The following is an 18,320-nucleotide window of genomic DNA, read 5'->3' on the forward strand; positions in this document are numbered from 1 at the left end:
TTAATAGGATTCGAGGGCTTTAAATTCAGGATGTTCCTTTTTCTCCCTGGACCACAAGAAATACAGTGCAGGGATAACGAATAAAGTCAGTACCAAGGAGAACATGGTCCCTCCAATAATTACTACACCCATACCTATACGGCTAGTAGATGCCGCTCCAAGGGACAGGGCTATGGGCAGGGCTCCCAAGGCTATGGTTAGACTGGTCATAAGAATAGGTCTTAATCTGGACTCCGATGCTTTTAAAATAGCCTCCGCTTTAGACATCCCTTCCTCCCTAAGTTGATTGGCGAATTCTACGATCAAAATACCGTTCTTGGTTACCAGACCGATCAACATTATAGTGCCTATCTGACTAAAAATATTCCAGGTCTGCCCAAAGAGCCACAGGGAAAACATGGCCCCGGCCACGGCCATGGGCACCGTTAAAATTATGATAATTGGGTCTATAAAACTTTCAAATTGGGCCGCCAATATCAGAAAAATAAGGATTAGGGCAAGACCGAAAGCAAACAGGGTGTTGGAACTGCTCTCTACAAAATCCCTGGATTCTCCCCCTAAATCCGTAGTAAAACTTTCATCCAATACTTTTTCCTTGATCGCTTCCATGGCCGCTATCCCATCGCTTAAGCTCTTGCCGGGGGCTAGACTTGCAAAAACGGTTGCCGAAGTATACCTATTGTTGTGAAAAAGTTGGGGGGGACTACTATGTTCCGATGTGGAAACCAGATTGTCCAATTGAATTAAGAGACCATCGTTGTTCTTTACAAAAATGGAAGTAAGGTCCAAAGGCGCATCACGGTCCTTTTTGTCGAATTGGCCAATAACCTGATATTGTTTCCCGTTCATTAAGAAATACCCAAAGCGTTGCCCGCTAAGGGATAATTGCAGTGTTTGGGCCACGTCCAAAACGGACACGCCCAAGCTTTCCGCTTTTTCCCTGTTTATGGTTACATAAAGTTCGGGTTTATCAAATTTCAAATTGACGTCGGTAAAGGAAAAGGTTTCATTTTTCTCGGCTTCCGCCATGAATTCTGGAATTTTTTCCTTGAGCTTTTGAAAATTCTGCGCCTGTATAATATATTGGATCGGGGCTCCGCCACGGCGATTTACCGCGATGGTCGGCTTCTGCGATACATTGGATTTTCCGCCAACATAAGATTTTGCCCATCGTCCAAGATCCGCCGCAATTTCTTCTTGAGACCGCTCCCTTTCATGCGGTTCTGCAAGTGCAATATGGGCCCGGCCACTATTCACCGAGGAAGTTGTGCCAAAGCCGGGAGAAGTGAGTACCAAACTTACCTTCTTTTCTGGTATAGAATCGTTGATCAGCTTGGTAATGTCATTCATTAAACGATCCATATATTCATAAGAGGAGCCTTCCGGTGCCGTAACGCTCAAACTAACAAAACTACGATCGTCATAGGGTGCCGTTTCCTTTTGGAGTAGACCATAAAAAAGGACTATTAGCCCAATACATGCCAATAATATTGGGAAACTCAACCATTTCCTTTTCATAAAAGTAGCCAATGCATCTGCATAGGATTCGTTCATTTTTATAAAATAGCGCTCCGTGTAATTATAGAATTTGGAATGGCTCTGCTTCCCTGGTTTAATTAAATACGCATTTAGCATAGGGGTCAAGGTGAGGGAGACAAATGCGGATATCAATACCGCCGAACCCAGGACGACACCAAATTCCCTAAACAACCGCCCGACAAAGCCCTCAAGGAATATAACGGGAAGAAAAACGGCAGCAAGGGTAATGGATATGGATATTACAGCAAAGAAAATCTCGTTGGAACCCTTTATGGCGGCCTCTATAGGGCTCATCCCCGCCTCTACCTTTTTATAAATATTTTCGGTTACCACAATGCCGTCATCCACAACAAGTCCCGTTGCAAGCACAATGGCCAAAAGGGTAAGGACATTAATGGAAAACCCGAACAGCCACATAATAAAGAATGTGGCTATCAATGATACGGGTATATCTATCAACGGACGCATTGCCATTGACCAATTTCTAAAAAATAGATATATGACCAGGATAACCAGGACAATCGAAATCAGCAGGGTTTCCGCCACCTCGGTAACCGCCTTTCTAACAAATACGGTATCATCTATTACAATATTCAGTTTAAACCCTTCCGGCAAATCCTTTTTAAGCTTTTCGTATTCCACGTAGAACCTGTCCGCAATTTCCAGATAATTGGTGCCTGGTTGCGGAACAACGGCTATGGCGACCATGGGCTGACCGGAATCGCTCATCTTGGTCTCCATATTCTCCCCTTCCAAAGAAGCCTTGCCAATATCGCTAAGACGCACTAATTTTTCCCCATCGGCCCTGATTATGATATTGTTGAACCCTTCCTCTGAATCCAAGTTTCCAATGGTCTTTACCGTTATTTCCGTATTATCCCCTGTTAATTTCCCCGAAGGCAGCTCCACATTCTGCGCCAACAATGCGTTGCGCACATCTGCCACGGTTAAACCATAGGACGCCAATTTAAATGGATCTATCCACAGCCGCATGGCATAGCGGCGCTGCCCCCATATTTGAACGCTACTTACCCCTGGTATGGTCTCAATTCTTTGGGATATTACATTTTCGGCATAATCCGAAAGTTCCAGAATATTTTTACCATCGCTCTGTACGGTCATAGAAAGTATCCTATCCGCATCGGCATCGGCTTTTGAGACTACCGGTGGGGCATCCAGATCGTCCGGAAGGCTTCTTACCGCCTGCGATACCTTATCACGGACATCGTTGGCCGCATCCTCCAGGTTTTTATCGAGATTAAACTCTATACTTATAGAACTGGATCCCTGAATACTGGACGACGTAATGTTCCTTATACCATCAATGGAATTTATGGCCTTTTCCAAAGGTTCCGTAATCTGCGATTCAATTATATCGGCATTGGCCCCCGAATAATTAGTTCGTACCGATACTTGGGCGGGATCTATGGAAGGAAACTCGCGAACACCCAAATAGGTAAAGCCTATAATCCCGAACAAAATTAGGGCCAAATTCATTACAATGGTAAGTACCGGGCGCTTAATGCTTATTGTTGATAAACTACTCATTGTTCCGAAGTAAGAGTTTCAGTTTCCTTTAGCAACACCTTTACAGGAGAACCTTCCTTTAAGGCCATAACCCCATAGGTTAGTACAGTATCCCCGACCTTTAAACCGGAAACGATCCGTACGGAGCTGCCGGTACGGGCACCCATTTCCACTTCTACCTCCTTGGCCTTTCCATTTTCGACGATAAAGATTTTTTTACCATTCTGAACTGGAATCAAAGATTCACTGGGCACCAATAGGGCATCATTGACCGTTTCCAAGGGTAATATTACATTGGCAAAAGCCCCAGGAAAAAGTTTACCCTCTGGGTTTTCGGCCATCGCCCTCATTTTTAAGGTTCTGGTAGCCACCTCCACTTCTGGTTCTATGGCATATATTTTGGCACTGTATTCCTCCTTGGAATTGGCCGTTGTGAAAGAAAAGGAAGTTCCAACTTTGATCTGGGCCGCGTATTTTTCGGGAATGGAAAACGTTATCTTTAACCGATCTGTATCCACCAATTTTGCAACGGGCGTTGCCGGACTAACATAGGTCCCTTTCGAAATGGAACGAAGTCCTATAATTCCGGAAAATGGGGCACGAACGGTTGCTTTTGATAATTGTGCGGCTATCAATTCCGATTCTGCACTGGCAGATTGAAAATCGGCACTTGCGATATCGTATTCCTCCTGACTGATAGCCTGCTTTTCCAATAACAGTTTTGCCCGCCTTTCATTCTCGGCAGCCAGCTTCTGGGCGGTAGTTACTTTGGACAATTGCGCCTGTAATTCGATATCGTTCACCTTGAACAGTACCTGACCTTGGGAAACCCTGCCTCCTTCCACAAAATTTATACTTTCAACGACTCCCGATACCTCACTTCGTATCTCTATTTGCTCATTTGCCTCCAAAGTACCTGATAGGGAAATATTATCTTTAAATACCTGGGGACGAAGCACCATACCCTCAACTATTGGCACCTCAGCGGTGTTAACCGAACTTCCGGATTTGCCTCCTTCGCCATTCTGCATAATACGATAGGTTACCAAGCCCCCTAGTCCGACTAACAATAAGGTATAAACGATGTATTTTATTTTCATAATTTTTGGAGTTGGTAACCAATAATAAAGACACTCAGAAACTGTTTACGTTTTATCCTTCGGTTCTCTAACGTTAATTTCCCCCCCATACTTAATTATATTGGAAGCACCTAGCTTAGTTATGTTCCTCAAAGCACCCTTCGTCCGAAGAAAACCTGCCTGCCGGCAGGCAGGAATACACTATAAAATATTCCGAAAACAAAATTTAAACAGTTTCTAAAAAGACGCTGACAAATCTAATTCTTATGACTCATTTTTAAGAATAGTTACACTTTATTTAACATTGATTAACATAAAACCAAACAATTATCCAAGATGTTTAGGATAAAACTAACAAAACATAGGGTTTCTAGTGTTATGTTAATGCTATTAGGGAGGCTAGGTGTCCCCTATATTTTATCCGGTCGAAGCCAAAAACAATTCCCACCCAACTTAGGGATTTCCTAGGCCATAGTGGAGCCCTACCCGGATACATAAGGGGTGGGCAACGCCTGAGCATTCAAATCCCATTTAATGAGAAAGGGTATTGTGACCTATTTTTCCAATTCCAAACCACATTCCGCTTAATGTAAACTTAATGCCTTTCTTTGGTGGTTACACTAAATATACCATTAAATCACATCCCTGTCTACCGGCAAAGGCAGGGATTTTGGAACGGAATAAAATTTGCTGACAAGGACTGGGAGACAAGTCAGCGTTGGGCAGTGGAATACAATTTTTTGCCATTTGCAAACTTCCTACACCAACTATGGACATCCATAGTTTATAAAATCTAATCCAAACCATGGGAAGTAAGGTTTTAAGGTTTAACCAAACAATAAAAATTATACCCTTAAAAAAAGGCGCTGCTTATAAAGAATATACAGCAAGGCCCATTGTACGCCAATATAACAAAAGACCATGACCACCGCATTATATGGGTCGCCAACCAATTGGCCCAACCATCCAAAAAAGGCATTTGTAGTGTAAGACCAATCGATAAAAACTTTGGACAGATAGATTAAAATAGCATTCATGCCGATTACTTAAGAAAGAAGATTTTATAAACTGATTTATATCATATGAATCCAAATGAATACTTCATACATTAAAATTTAAAATACGGTGTCATGGAACCAAAAAAATATCCCAGGGCAGATTTAAACAGAAAAAGCGGGCTTTTCTTTGTAATTGGCCTCGTTATAGTATTATTTGTGGTATGGAGGGCTTTGGAGCTAAAAACATACCCCAAGTCAAATGCCGCCATAGAGCAGTTGACGGTAACGGATTACTTGGAAGAAAAAGTACCGGTTACCGAGGCGTTGAATGTTCCGCCACCCCCTCCTCCTCCAGCGGCCCCCGAGGTCATAGAGATTGTTGAGGATATGGCGGAAATAGAAGAAACGCTGATTCAAAGCACTGAAATAAATCAGGAGACCATAGTGGAGGAGGCCCCATTAAAGGTCGAAGATATAGCAGTGGTGGAGGAAGAAGAGGAAGATATTGAAGTGCCCTTTGCCGTTATAGAAAACGTTCCCGTATTTCCAGGTTGTAAAGAAACCTCCAACCAAGCCCAGAAAGCTTGTTTTCAGAAAAAAATCCAGGAGCACATCATAAAACAATTTACCTATCCTGATGTTGCCGTGGAATTGGGCATTGAGGGCAAGGTATACGTGCAATTTATTATAGACAATACCGGTCATATAACCAATATACGAACAAGGGGACCGGACAAGCTATTGGAAAAGGAAGCCTCCCGTATTATTGCCGCGTTACCGCAAATGATACCAGGAAAGCAAAGGGGCAGGGCCGTTAAGGTTCCCTATACCATCCCTATCACTTTTAGACTGCAATAAGCACGAAAAAACACTCCCCTTTATTGTGGTACACCTTCATTGTTGTACCTCCAATTCACTGTAATATTATAGGCCTAGGATTTGGCTTTCTTGTAGCTTATCAATTGTTGTGGCCCGTCCAACAACATTCTTACGATCTGCAGGGTGCCATCATCCTTGGTCGCTATTTCCCATTTAATCAGGGATATGGTCCCTTTTTGGATTTCAATTCCTGTAATACTTCGCGGATGCACACAACTACCATCGTTGAAGAAAGGTATTTCCCCGGGTGCAGGAAAACGGGGCCTGTGGGTATGGCCTGCAATCGTCAATATTTCATTATTGGCCAAAATCCACTTTTTTATGCGCCTTTCAATTTTGATGAGCTCCCTGTAATTTTTGGCGGGACTTGTGGGATCCGCTATGCCCCATACCTGCAAGGGCTTCCATAAAACACGCACCAGGAACCTGCCCCAACGCCAAAAGGTGTAGTTCCACCAATCTGCTTGGTGTCCATGCGTTAAAAACAATTCTTGCCCACTTTCACTATGCTTTAAAATTATGGATTCATGGTAGGTGATATCCTCGAACAATTCTTTATTGCAATCGTCAATAGGCTCAAAATAGAACGATAAATTCTTTTTTACGTACAATGGATCTTTATATACCATGTCATGATTCCCCCAAATCATATGGAGTCTTTTTTCCAGATGAAACTGTCTTAAAAGTTTATATACGTTCTTATGTGCCGTAAAAATGGAATCGAAATTAAGATTCTCCCACAGTTCATCCCCATCTCCCAATTCAACATATCTATAGCCTTCGTTAAAATAGTGCTTAAGGGCATGGAAATATATATTGCGGTTATTGGCAAATTCGTCGGCAAAACTACTATCCCCCCTATGGCAGTCACTAAATAGAATTATTTTGGAGCTATCATCAAAAGGCAGGATTTTAGCATTTTTATAGGCCTGGGACAATCTGGTAAATGAGGACATTGATTTTTGGGTGAAAAGTTAAAACTTTTTTAGCTGTGGACATATAGTTATATAAATTTAGGGCATAGTACATTACAAAAATCGTCTTATTAAAGCTTCCCGGAAAATCCGTTTTACCCCAATCCCTAAAGGGAGCCTGATTTTCCTCGATTTCTCCCCTGCCCGACTACTTCGTTCCCGTCCGTACCGGAACGGGCGGACAGGCGGGCTTTAGGGTCGGGGTCAAAAATTGAGGAAAATCTTACGGAATTGAATTTTGTCATGTACTAAGAATTTAGGATCATAAAAAATGGCCCTGTAATACTCCCAAAACCCGGATATTCGTTAAATAACCGAAAAATGAGGTTGTTCGCATACACCCCGATTTGTAAAATAAACCGATTTCTTTTGTAATTTTACGGTCCAAAATTGGACAAAGGATTACAATGAAGGGATTATCAGAAAAAATATCACCTCTTGAACATCATATAAGCTTTAATAAATTATTGAAACAATATGATGAAATGGCGCAAAGCGAAGATTCGTTTTTGGCTTCCAAGGCACGGTATATTTTGGATGCCCAAGCTCCATTTCCGGAATTGCGCAATGGCTTCACCGATATAGCCATTTTGGAAAAACGCAAGGACGTAATCCAAATTATTTTGCAGGATTTGTTTTCATCCGTACTTACTGCCAATGAAATAAAAACGGCTTCCTCCCCTTACACGGATATCATATTCAACTCCAGTAGGCGCTTTGAAGAAATATTGGCCGCTGCCGGACCAAATTATCTGCCACGGATAAGGAACCAGGAAGAAGAGGTGACTTATATGATGGCCTGTGTGGTCATCCTTAATTTTTATTACGGATTTAACTTAGATTTCAAAAGACCGTTTTTTTACGATATCCCCGATGCCAAAGGTGTAATGAGGCATTACCGGATTTTATACAATGCCGATTTCATGGAAATTATTCCCAATGGGAAGCCATTGGAAATTACCCAGGAAGATGTAGATATGTTATTGGAAAATATAGACAATGTGGATCTATGGAAAACAAAGATCCCGCCCAATAGTTTTATCAGCAAAGGATTTGTAATCTCGAACATGTTCGATGTTACCGCAGAACATTCCATCTCCGAAATAAAATCCAGCCTGATCATTAAGGATAAAAGTGGGGGCAATTTTATAAAAGGGGTAGAGGAAACCTTTAAGTCTTTATTTGGGTTGCCAAATATGCGAATTGGATTCTCGGTGTACAATTCCAAGGAAGAGCAATTTGAAAGGGTTTCGGCAAACGGAATAGATAGTTTTATTTTGCAAAAGAAACAAGTCGAAATTTGTAATGAGGCCCTTTGCAAATCTTCATACAGTAAATTGATCGAGCAAAACCACTACTTTGTCATTAGTGATGTTGACAAGCATTACAAGGCTTCAAATGGCATGGCTCCATATAACTGTCTGTACGATCAAAAAATTAAAAGTGCCCTCTTGGCCCCCATTGCCAAAGAAGGCCAATTATTAGGGGTGTTGGAATTGGTTTCGGACAGGGCAAACGACTTTAACAGTGTTAATGCAAAAAAATTGGACGATGTAATCCCCTATATCGTTTCCGCAGTACTGCGATCCCTGGAAGAGGAAGGAAATTTAATAGATGCGGTTATCCAAAACGAATGTACTTCCGTTCACCCTTCGGTTTACTGGAAGTTTAAAGAAGAGGCAAAACGCTTTATAAAAGAAGACCATGAAGGCCTACAGCCTTCTTTTCAAGAAATTGTCTTTGATGAAGTATATCCGCTATATGGACAGGTAGATATTCAAAATTCCTCCCAGGAACGAAATATAGCGATCCAAAGGGATCTCATGATCCAATTGTCCGAAATTAAAGAAATAATGACCGAGGTATGGCAAAAGTATAATTTGCCAATTTACGAAGAACTTATATTCAGGGTAAACAACCACCTTGAGGAAATCAGGGAGGTCCTACATACCAATAGCGAACAGGCTATTTTCGATTTTGTGCAAGAGGAAATAAATCCGGTATTCGCGCATATCAAAAAATCCGATTCCTACATTCAAAATCTTTTGCTTTCCTATGAGGCCAAAATAGACCAGGGAACCGGTTCCTACTATGATCACAGAAAAAATTATGACCAAAGCGTAATGCTGGTCAACAAAAAGTTGGCTTCGGTAATCGACAGCAAGCAGGAAGAAGCGCAGAAAATGTACCCCCATTATTTTGAGAGGTACAAGACCGATGGTGTGGAGCATAATATGTATATAGGGGATTCCATAACCGGCGCAAGGGCATTCGACCTGCTTTACCTCAACAACCTGAGGTTATGGCAGCTACAGGTTATCTGTGAAATGGAAAACAAGCATTATTACCTTAAATCCAAGTTACAGGTACCATTGAACGTAACATCACTTATCCTGGTATATAATGGCTCTTTATCCATTCGTTTTAGAATGGATGAAAAACGTTTTGACGTTGACGGCACCTACAATGCCAGGTATGAGATCATTAAAAAACGAATTGATAAATCCTTCATTAAAGGAACCAATGAAAGATTGACCCAAGCCGGTAAAATCGCCATAGTCTATTCACAAAAAAAGGATGAACAGGAATACTTGCGCTACATTAGGTTCCTTAAGTCCAAAGGTTATTTCAGCGGCAAGGTAGAAATTGTAGAATTGGAAGGCTTACAAGGGGTTTCTGGACTAAAGGCCATTAGGGCATCCATTCTATACAAATCCAACATTGAAAAGGACAGGACCTATACCTACGAGGACTTAATGCTGGAATTGAACAAATAATCTGGTGTCTTGTCAACACCAGTTTCCATTGGTCACATACCACGGTCCAGACCAAAATACTTAAAGGATACAATAAAGGCAATAACGGAAAGAACCATTCCCAAAATAAAAATAGTGTAGGTCCATCTCAGTATTTTATACTTTCTGTTCAAAACCAATCCAAGATAATATAGATCCTTGGTCAATGAGGAATAAATATAATCCTTATCCTGTACCAATTCGTTTATTGCCCATTGGTAATCTTCCAATTTCATTTTATGAAAATTGCCAAAAAACAATAGGTTTACCTTGCGTTGCCTTACATCCTCCTTGGTAAATTCGCCATGGGTAACATTGGGCCTTGTGGCAAGAACGGCAAGCACCATGGACACTACACTAAAAACAACAAATAACAGAGTGGGATATACTAAGTAATTATTGGACGGACTGTCCAATTTGGTCATAAGGTTGGACAACACCAATGAAATAATAATGGCATTTACCGATAGCAGGATATTAGCTTTGGTATCGGCAATATCACTGAGCATTAAATGATTTTTTAAAGTTACCCGAAACAAGGTCTGTATACCACGATCGGGACTTTCACTCTTATATTTGGCCTTTAATTTTTCCTTTTTTACTAAATTTTCATCTGCATTTTTTCCTTTGATCAACCTTCTTATATTTTTATTCTTTTCTTCCTGCCAATTTTGGAGGGCATAATCGGTATAAAAACGTTGATCCGTTTGCAACATCTTAAGGTTCGTCTCACGCCATTCCTTTTGCGAATAGGCTGCCATACCCAAAATTTCCAACTCTTCCCTGAGCAGTTCCGAAGTTTCCATATAACTCTTTTTTCCAAAATGGGAACAATCGGCATCCCTTATGATCTCCTCTAAGAGATTTTGGGGCTCATGGAACCTTTTGCTTGCCATAATAAGGCTGCACACACGATCTATTTTTTGTTCATCATATGCCTGCCGGCCCAAGAAATTGCGGGTTATATCACAACTGGTCTCCTCGTGGTTCACAGAACCTTCCGTATATCCGGTATCATGCAACCAAGCTGCCAATAGAACAATCTCGTTTTCCGCCTCCTCCAAATTATAAAAATTCAATAATTCTTTAGTACTTTTAACCACCCGCTGGGTATGGTTCAAATTGTGGTACAAATAACTGGATGCTAACTTATTGGATAATAAATCGACAACAAAATTTTCAGTTTTTTCGAGGATTTCCGACATAAGAGTTAATTATGCCCCACAAATTACAAAATTTTGATTTCTAATCTGATGTACATGAAGAAACATTACCTACTTATATCCATACTTTTTCTATTGACTGGCTGTGCCACATATAAAACAAAATATGCGGAAAGTGCCGTTCCAGGGGATATATCCAGCAACAGCGAACTATTGCACACTTTTTATCTGATAGGGGATGCGGGCAAATCTCCTATGGAGGATCAAAACGAAGCGTTAAAAGTCTTCCAAAAGACCTTGGAGAGAGCCAACAAAAATAGCACCGCCCTCTTTTTGGGCGATAATATCTACCCTGCCGGAATGCCAAACGACAAGGATTCCATCCAAGCCTATTTGGAAGCCAAAAACAATTTGGACGCCCAATTGGAAACCCTGGAAAATTTTAAGGGCAACCCTATATTTATCCCAGGAAATCACGATTGGTACAATGAAGGATTGAAAGGCCTGGAAAGACAACAAAAATATATCCAGAAGAAATTGAACAGCAAAGAGGTCTTCTTTCCTGAAGATGGGTGTCCCATAGCTAAAATAGATATCAACGATAAAATAGTGCTTATAGCCATTGATACGGAATGGTACCTGACCAATTGGGACAAGCATCCCGAAATGAACGACAAATGTGAAATAAAGGACAGGGAGACATTTTTTGAAGAACTGGAAAGCCTTATTAAAAAAAATAGGGATAAGACAACCATTTTGGCCATACACCACCCTATGTTCAGTTATGGGCCGCACGGCGGAGAGTATTCTGCAAAACTTCATTTAAATCCTACAGGTGGCAAATTTCCCTTCCCCGTATTAGGTTCTTTTGTAAACCTTATCAGAAAAACAAGTGGTGCCTCCTATGCCGACCTTCAAAATAAGAGATATACGGAATTAAGGAATCGTTTGGTAACCTTGGCACAGTACTCGCAAAAAGTAATATTGACTTCGGGACACGAACACTCCCTTCAATATATCGTGGAGGACAATACCCCCCAGATCGTTAGTGGTTCCGGAGCCAAGGAAGGAGCTACCAGATTATTGAACGGCTCTAAATTCTCGACTGGCAGAATGGGTTTTGCTGAATTAAAAGTGTACGGGGATGGTTCCTCCCAAGTAAGGTATTTCGGGGTTGGGAAAAACGATGAACCCGATCTACTGTTTTCTACACAGGTGCTGCCGCCGGACAGAAATGTAAATTACCAGTACAGAAGCAAAGATTTTCCAACGGAAGTAAAGGCATCTGTCTACTCCAAGGAAGACATTGAAAAAAGTAGTTTTTTCAAAACTATATGGGGCGAGAGGTACAGGAAGTACTACGGCATGGAAGTAAACGCCCCTACCCTAAGGTTGGATACTTTGTTTGGAGGCTTAAAACCGGTACGTAAGGGGGGTGGCAACCAATCCAAAACCTTGCGGCTGACCGATAAAAATGGAAAGGAATACGTAATGAGGGCGGTTAAAAAAAGTGCGGAGGTATATCTACAGGCCATGGCATTTAAGGATAAATACGTCCTGGGGGAATTTAAGGATACCTATACCGAAAAACTTTTAATGGATTTTTATACCGGCGCATTGCCATACGGCCTTCTTACTGTTGGAACCCTTTCCGATGCCTTGGAACTCTACCATACCAACCCTAAATTATACTATATCCCAAAACAAAACGCCTTGGCGGAATTTAATGGGGAGTTTGGGGATGAACTTTACATTTTGGAAGAACAGGTGGGCGACGGCCATGGGGACTTGGGCAGTTTTGGATATGCCAATAAAATTGAAAGCACTTGGGACATGATCGATAAAATTAAACGGGACGAAAAATATGTGGTAAATACGGACAGGTACTTAAGGACCCGCCTGTTTGATATGGTGATGGGGGATTGGGACAGGCATGGCGATCAATGGCGGTGGGGCGAAGTTGAGGATAAAGAATCGGGAAAGATCGTTTTTGAGGCCATCCCAAGAGATCGGGACCAAGTATATTCCATATGGGGAGATGGGGCCCTAATGGGAGTGGCAACGAGAATAATCCCCGCCCTTCAAATGATGGAAGGCTTTAATAATGACATTAGAAATGTGGCGGCCTTTAACAAAAATGCCTATGCCCTGGACCTTACCCTATTGGCCGAAACCATAAAATCGGATTGGGAAAAGGAAGTACGTTATATACAAGAAAACCTGACCCCTGCGGTAATAGACGAAGCCTTTAGCGCCATGCCCCAAGAAATTTTGGACAAAAACATCCTTGACCTAAAGCAGATACTTTTATCCCGGATCAAAAACCTTCCCAAAATTGCCGATGATTACTTTTTAGCCCTCAACAAATATGTTGTCATAAAAGGAACCGATAAGGACGATTGGTTCGAAATTAACAATTTGTCCAAGCGGGAAGTAGAAATCAAAGCCTATAGAAACATTGACGGGAAGAAGGAAAAGCTGTTTTTTAATAAGAAATTCCACCGCGATATCACCAAGGAAATTTGGATCTATGCCCTGGATGACGATGATATATTTGAAATGGCCGGGACCGATCGCAACAAAATAAAAATTAAGCTTATCGGCGGACAGAACAATGATGTGTACAATATAAACGAAGGCGGCAATGCTTGGATTTACGACCAAAAGAACAAAAAAAACACCTTCAAAAAAATAAAGGGAGCCAAGCTCATACTTACCAACGATTACCAAACCAATACGTATCAACCGCTAAAACTTAGGAACAGCACACGGCAGATAATCCCAACGGTCGGTTTTAATCCCGATGACGGGGTGAAACTTGGTTTTAATGCCACAAATACCTTTTACGGACTACGGCAAAACCCTTATACCGCCCAACACAATTACAATGCCGCCTATTATTTTGCCACCAACGGCTTTGAACTGGGCTATAAAGGAGAGTTTGCCCATATCTTCGAAAACTGGAATTTGGAACTGGCCGCCCGTTTTACCAGCCCTAACTTTAGCATTAACTTTTTTGGAACCGGGAACGGGACCGGAAATTTGGACGACGTTTTGGGGATGGATTACAATAGGGTGAAGATTCAAACTTTAAGCTTTTCCCCCTCCTTAATTTGGCGTGGACAACTGGGGGCAAAATTCAGAACCGGTATTTCTATTGAAAATCTAGAAGTGGAAGAAACCGAAGATCGGTTTATAAACACCTTTTATCTGGCCAACGGAGAGGAAAACAAAAACAGTTTTCTTGGAGTGGACGTAGAATACTCCTACCAAAATATGGACAATGCCGCTTTCCCGACTATGGGGATGGCCACCGGACTGCTCATGGGCTACAAGGCCAGTATGGAGAACCAAGGAGAGGCCTATGCCTATATTGTTCCAAGTCTTTCCTTTGATCATAAAATAGTATCCAATGGCAGATTGGTCCTTGCCACCAAATGGAAGGCCCATTTTAATTTAGGGAACGAGTACGAATTTTACCAGGCCGCCAGTATTGGTGGAACAGATGGGCTTAGAGGCTTTAGAAACCAACGCTTTTCCGGTAAGACCAGTTATTACCAGAATACAGACCTTAGATACAGCCTAATAAGCCTGAAAACAGGTATATTGCCCGTTACTATCGGGGTATATGGCGGTTTTGATTATGGAAGGGTATGGACCCCCAACGAAAATTCCGAGCTATGGCACACCTCCTACGGGGGAGGATTTTTTCTTAATGGGGCCGATGTAATGACTGCAAGGGTTGCCCTGTTCAACAGTGTTGACGGTCCGCGAATTTCCTTCGGTGTTGGTTTTGGGTTCTAAATATAGAACTGTAGATCTTTGTATTTGGGTTAGTTGCCCAACACAAAAGAATATAGATTTCTTCCCATTTTTCTAGACTCCTCGTCCGATAGCAACAAGGTATTGTTATTGGCAAAAGAAACAGATTCCAATTGCGTATACACGCCCAGATCTATCGTTTTTAGGGTACTATTGGAAAAGAAATTATCCATGGTAAAATTTGTAAACACCCATAAAGTACCTTTTCCCAATAATACTATGGTCTTGCCATTGGGGGAAATATCGGCAGAGGTTACCTGCCCATCCATCTTACCCTTGGGAGGAACAAACGACCCCAAATATTGGGCCTTGTGCCTGCCCTCCAAAGCAGGCACCTTGTACAATAAGGCTTCCCCGTTAAAAGGACGGGTCCTGTTTTTGGTAATGATATAGAAATTGTTCCGGTAATAAAAAAATGCCTCGGCATCATATAGGAATTTGTTCTTTTTGGGGGGGAATTGGGTCTGTTCCGGATAATAGAATTCCATCTTTTCCGCTTCAATATCATCCCCATTTTCGGCATTGGGATCGGGAATCCTATAAATGGCCAAATTTTTCCTGTCATTACTATTATTGCCAAAATCCCCAATGTATACATTACCGTTTTCATCGCTCGCCATATCCTCCCAATCGTTGTTTTTGGCATTCTTTATTTTTAATTCCCTTACAAGATCCCCCTTATAATTTGCCTGATAAATTTTATCGGGATTACCGCTATCCATAACAAACCAAACCGTTGAATCCTTGGCAGGGACCATTCCCGAATTCTCGGCTAATTTATTGGGAAGTTTGGTAATATAGGTGAGTTGACCATAATTATTGGCACAACTAACGATAATTCCCCAAAGCAGCAATAGCAAGTATTTTTTCATATGCAGATATTTATTGTCCGCCCGTGCCGTTTTGGACGGGTTTTTTAGCGGTCATACCTGCCCGACTACATCGTTCCCGTCCGTACCGGAACGGGCGGACAGGCGGGTGTAATTCGCATATCTTCATTTGAATTTGCCCGCCAGAATGAATCTTTCGGGCTGGCGACCAAATTTTGGTCATGCTCATTTCATCCATTTAAAATTTATTCATCTATGTGAGAACAAGCGGCATGATCCTGATTATGCTTATATTCCATCATTCTTTTAAAGGCAAATAGATTTCAGCTATCCAATCCAGTTCGTTTCCACCAAGGTTAGGGTTGCTAAAAAATACCTCAACAGGTTTCTCCCATACCTCAAGACCATTCCTTTTGGCAGAATCCAACAAGGCGTACCAAGCCCGGTCCGAGGTAATATAATTTCCGTTATAAATAGCTTTTAACGCCCTAAAACCGTCAAATTTTTTATATTTTATGATCCCATTTTGGGGAAGACTATCACTCTTAATTATGGGATAACAAAAATTATAGCAAACACTGTCCACTTCCCTATTCCAATTGGTAATTTCCAGAAATGGTTTCCCATTTAGTATTACATTATTATCTGCCAGCACCCTACTTAAAATAGGATAGTTTTGCATCATTCCCTTTGCTTTGCCCAACTGGGAAGTCTTTATTGGGACATAGGCACAATACGTATCCGGAAGCTGTTGTATGCTATCCAAAACGGTAACCTTAAATTTTTGCAAATGCTCGGTTAGCACATTGTTGAAATCGAAAATAGTGCTTTTGGTCCGTTTTTCGAAGTCTGTATCAAAAAAAGGAATCTTCAATCTATTCCACAAACCCTGATTCAGGCCTTTAATATATACCCTTATACTTGTAGTGGAATCACTAACAGAGGTTATTTTCCACTGATATTGGAATATGGAATCATTGAACCTTAATTGTTGATCAATATTGAAAAAATCCTTCTGCCGTATAAATACCGTATTATTATTGGTCTTGCCCCATAATTTAATATTTTGATTAACTACCCCCGGAATTGTTTTGGCCGTAATGGATACCAGATAGTCATAGGGCCTAAGAAAGAGGTACCAAACCAAGAATAACAGAACAGCAATACCGATTAAGCCAACAATTTTGTTTCTCACGAACTGTATTTACATCATAAAAATTGGAAGAGCAATTAGAACGCGGCCATGGGATTATTTGGCCACTAACTGCCCATCTCCTTTCATTTGTAGTTTATCCACTATAAATTTGCCCAAACTTCTTCCTTGTGCTACACCAACTTCCACAGCGGCCCTATAATGGATTCCTGCGTACATACGGCTAATTGCGGCTTCATCTGCGGCCTGATTAAAGGAACTAAAACTTCTCACAGGAAGACCAAAAGGAACTTCTGTATCATCATCAAAAGAAAAATTATCCCCAAAAATACTGGTCAAGACCGTAGCTGCAGCACCAGAGACCACGGAATGTCCGCTAGTGTACTCGGGAAATGGTGGTGTTTGCAGGATAGGTGCCCAATTTTCATCAATATACTGATTTATTACAGTTTCTGGGCGAACAAGATTTGACCGGTATTTTTCATCCCAACAGCTTATAAAGCCATCGGCTAGTGCCATAGCGGTTTTGGTGTAGGCAAACACAGTTTTATCAAAATCCGAGTTGGTTTTCTCACAGGCTATTTTAGTAATCCCGATCCAATGGGCCCCTGGAGTGATTTTTTTTGTTGCGAACATTAAATGGCCCCGGGTTACCGAGACATAGGGGTTACAGTCCCAGAATTTTGCAATGGCCACCTCTTCCGAACTATCCCCTTTGGACGTGATCTCTTTACTAATATCGTAAACCTCCTTTACTTCCCTGTAAAAATCAGAGTCCTTGTCCATAGAGAATGCCGGAGGTGGCGGTGGCACAAATTGATTGGCTGAGTCAATTACAAACGGCCTTATTTTACTCCAATGCGGCTCTATCCCGTCCATATAGGCAGGGGGGGTGGGCTGCCAACGTGAATCATCGTCCGTATCGATAGTAAATTTGGGCATGGTCCTTGTCTGCTTATAATTATCCTTATTCATCCAATCCCCAATGTGATCTGCCACTAAAAGCGCATATTCTTTGGAATTATTGAACAATGTTAAGTTCTTTTCTTGCCAATCAGCGTATAAACTATCACGGTGCATCGCTATCCTATCCTCGGAAAAAATCAACCGCTTGCATAACTCCATATGAGTCATTAGGGCCGCCATTTGGTAATTGATGGGCTTATCCGGTGCAGGTTCCGGAATGGGGGTCAGATCTGTAACCTTACCTACCAAAGATTTATACCCATCGTTGTTCAGCGCTACAATTTCATATGCCGCTATATTGGGATAGGCAAAAATTCTACTTGCCACCGGGGGTGAAAAAATATCGTGGATCATAACTTCCGTTACCTTATGGATAGACCTATGCAGATCCTGGGAAGTAATAACTATTGGCTCCTCCTTCTTTCCATTACATGATATAACCACTACAAATAATACGAATAATCTTAAATACTGTTTCATCTGTTTATATATATTGTTTTTATCGGTCAGATGTAATATCCAAGTAATCATTTTCGGTGGGTTTGAAAATTTTGTCAATGGATATTTCATCATACCTTTATTTTGTATAAGTAAT

General features: G+C 41.4%; 12 protein-coding genes. 3 read left to right on the forward strand and 9 right to left on the reverse strand.

Going from position 1 to position 18,320, the window contains the following annotated elements; translation table 11 throughout:
• The 3 genes from D0S24_RS09080 to D0S24_RS09090 all read right to left on the reverse strand — a co-directional run bounded on the left by D0S24_RS09080 (position 1) and on the right by D0S24_RS09090 (position 5,182).
• The gene (locus tag D0S24_RS09080; protein WP_117019561.1) at positions 1 to 3,087 is read right to left on the reverse strand and encodes an efflux RND transporter permease subunit; all 3,087 of its coding nucleotides are present in this window, start codon (positions 3,085 to 3,087) and stop codon (positions 1 to 3) included.
• Positions 3,084 to 4,166 (reverse strand): efflux RND transporter periplasmic adaptor subunit, encoded by a 1,083-nt coding sequence (locus tag D0S24_RS09085; protein WP_117019562.1) that lies wholly within the window; start codon positions 4,164 to 4,166, stop codon positions 3,084 to 3,086. The genes D0S24_RS09080 and D0S24_RS09085 overlap by 4 nt, the downstream gene beginning before the upstream one ends.
• Before the next feature lie 824 nt (positions 4,167 to 4,990).
• Positions 4,991 to 5,182 (reverse strand): hypothetical protein, encoded by a 192-nt coding sequence (locus tag D0S24_RS09090; protein ID WP_181938062.1) that lies wholly within the window; start codon positions 5,180 to 5,182, stop codon positions 4,991 to 4,993.
• Between the two features lie 93 nt (positions 5,183 to 5,275).
• On the opposite strand from D0S24_RS09090, the gene D0S24_RS09095 reads away from it, so the two are divergent.
• Complete coding sequence (locus tag D0S24_RS09095) at positions 5,276 to 6,001, forward strand: energy transducer TonB (protein ID WP_117019563.1); 726 nt, start codon at positions 5,276 to 5,278, stop codon at positions 5,999 to 6,001.
• Positions 6,002 to 6,075: 74 nt separating this feature from the next.
• Here the strand turns inward: D0S24_RS09095 and D0S24_RS09100 are convergent, their stop codons facing one another.
• Together D0S24_RS09100 and D0S24_RS21065 are read right to left on the reverse strand one after the other, a co-directional pair.
• Complete coding sequence (locus D0S24_RS09100) at positions 6,076 to 6,978, reverse strand: metallophosphoesterase (RefSeq protein WP_117019564.1); 903 nt, start codon at positions 6,976 to 6,978, stop codon at positions 6,076 to 6,078.
• Between the two features lie 125 nt (positions 6,979 to 7,103).
• Complete coding sequence (locus D0S24_RS21065) at positions 7,104 to 7,241, reverse strand: hypothetical protein (protein ID WP_181938063.1); 138 nt, start codon at positions 7,239 to 7,241, stop codon at positions 7,104 to 7,106.
• 162 nt (positions 7,242 to 7,403) lie between these two features.
• Between D0S24_RS21065 and D0S24_RS09105 the strand changes: the two genes are divergently transcribed.
• Positions 7,404 to 9,773 (forward strand): GAF domain-containing protein, encoded by a 2,370-nt coding sequence (locus tag D0S24_RS09105; protein WP_117019565.1) that lies wholly within the window; start codon positions 7,404 to 7,406, stop codon positions 9,771 to 9,773.
• A 32-nt stretch (positions 9,774 to 9,805) separates the two neighbouring features.
• Here D0S24_RS09105 and D0S24_RS09110 read toward each other — a convergent pair whose 3' ends face one another.
• Entirely contained in the window at positions 9,806 to 10,996 is a 1,191-nt protein-coding gene (locus tag D0S24_RS09110) for a Pycsar system effector family protein (RefSeq protein ID WP_117019566.1), read from the reverse strand.
• A gap of 54 nt (positions 10,997 to 11,050) precedes the next feature.
• On the opposite strand from D0S24_RS09110, the gene D0S24_RS09115 reads away from it, so the two are divergent.
• Positions 11,051 to 14,758 carry a metallophosphoesterase gene (locus D0S24_RS09115; protein ID WP_117019567.1) on the forward strand — a complete coding sequence of 1,236 codons (3,708 nt, stop codon included), beginning with the start codon at positions 11,051 to 11,053 and terminating at the stop codon, positions 14,756 to 14,758.
• A gap of 29 nt (positions 14,759 to 14,787) precedes the next feature.
• On the opposite strand, the gene D0S24_RS09120 is transcribed toward D0S24_RS09115, so the two are convergent.
• From D0S24_RS09120 to D0S24_RS09130, 3 genes are all read right to left on the reverse strand, one after another.
• Positions 14,788 to 15,648: a hypothetical protein gene (locus D0S24_RS09120; RefSeq protein WP_117019568.1), complete on the reverse strand. Its 861-nt coding sequence runs from the start codon at positions 15,646 to 15,648 to the stop codon at positions 14,788 to 14,790.
• 256 nt (positions 15,649 to 15,904) lie between these two features.
• Complete coding sequence (locus D0S24_RS09125) at positions 15,905 to 16,801, reverse strand: AraC family transcriptional regulator (RefSeq protein WP_117019569.1); 897 nt, start codon at positions 16,799 to 16,801, stop codon at positions 15,905 to 15,907.
• 54 nt (positions 16,802 to 16,855) lie between these two features.
• Positions 16,856 to 18,205, reverse strand: coding sequence for a vanadium-dependent haloperoxidase (locus tag D0S24_RS09130; protein WP_117019872.1), 1,350 nt, complete (start codon positions 18,203 to 18,205; stop codon positions 16,856 to 16,858).
• Between the last annotated feature and the right edge of the window lie 115 nt (positions 18,206 to 18,320).

It is taken from the genome of Arenibacter sp. P308M17 (assembly GCF_003426735.1).
In the GTDB taxonomy this organism is placed as follows: Bacteria; Bacteroidota; Bacteroidia; order Flavobacteriales; family Flavobacteriaceae; genus Arenibacter.

Coding starts and splice junctions, on each gene's coding strand:
- D0S24_RS09095 (WP_117019563.1), top strand. CDS start 5,276: ATGGAACCAAAAAAATATCCCAGGGCAGATTTAAACAGAAAAAGCGGG.
- D0S24_RS09100 (WP_117019564.1), bottom strand. CDS start 6,978: ATGTCCTCATTTACCAGATTGTCCCAGGCCTATAAAAATGCTAAAATC.
- D0S24_RS09120 (WP_117019568.1), bottom strand. CDS start 15,648: ATGAAAAAATACTTGCTATTGCTGCTTTGGGGAATTATCGTTAGTTGT.
- D0S24_RS21065 (WP_181938063.1), bottom strand. CDS start 7,241: ATGACAAAATTCAATTCCGTAAGATTTTCCTCAATTTTTGACCCCGAC.
- D0S24_RS09085 (WP_117019562.1), bottom strand. CDS start 4,166: ATGAAAATAAAATACATCGTTTATACCTTATTGTTAGTCGGACTAGGG.
- D0S24_RS09090 (WP_181938062.1), bottom strand. CDS start 5,182: ATGAATGCTATTTTAATCTATCTGTCCAAAGTTTTTATCGATTGGTCT.
- D0S24_RS09105 (WP_117019565.1), top strand. CDS start 7,404: ATGAAGGGATTATCAGAAAAAATATCACCTCTTGAACATCATATAAGC.
- D0S24_RS09110 (WP_117019566.1), bottom strand. CDS start 10,996: ATGTCGGAAATCCTCGAAAAAACTGAAAATTTTGTTGTCGATTTATTA.
- D0S24_RS09080 (WP_117019561.1), bottom strand. CDS start 3,087: ATGAGTAGTTTATCAACAATAAGCATTAAGCGCCCGGTACTTACCATT.
- D0S24_RS09115 (WP_117019567.1), top strand. CDS start 11,051: ATGAAGAAACATTACCTACTTATATCCATACTTTTTCTATTGACTGGC.
- D0S24_RS09130 (WP_117019872.1), bottom strand. CDS start 18,205: ATGAAACAGTATTTAAGATTATTCGTATTATTTGTAGTGGTTATATCA.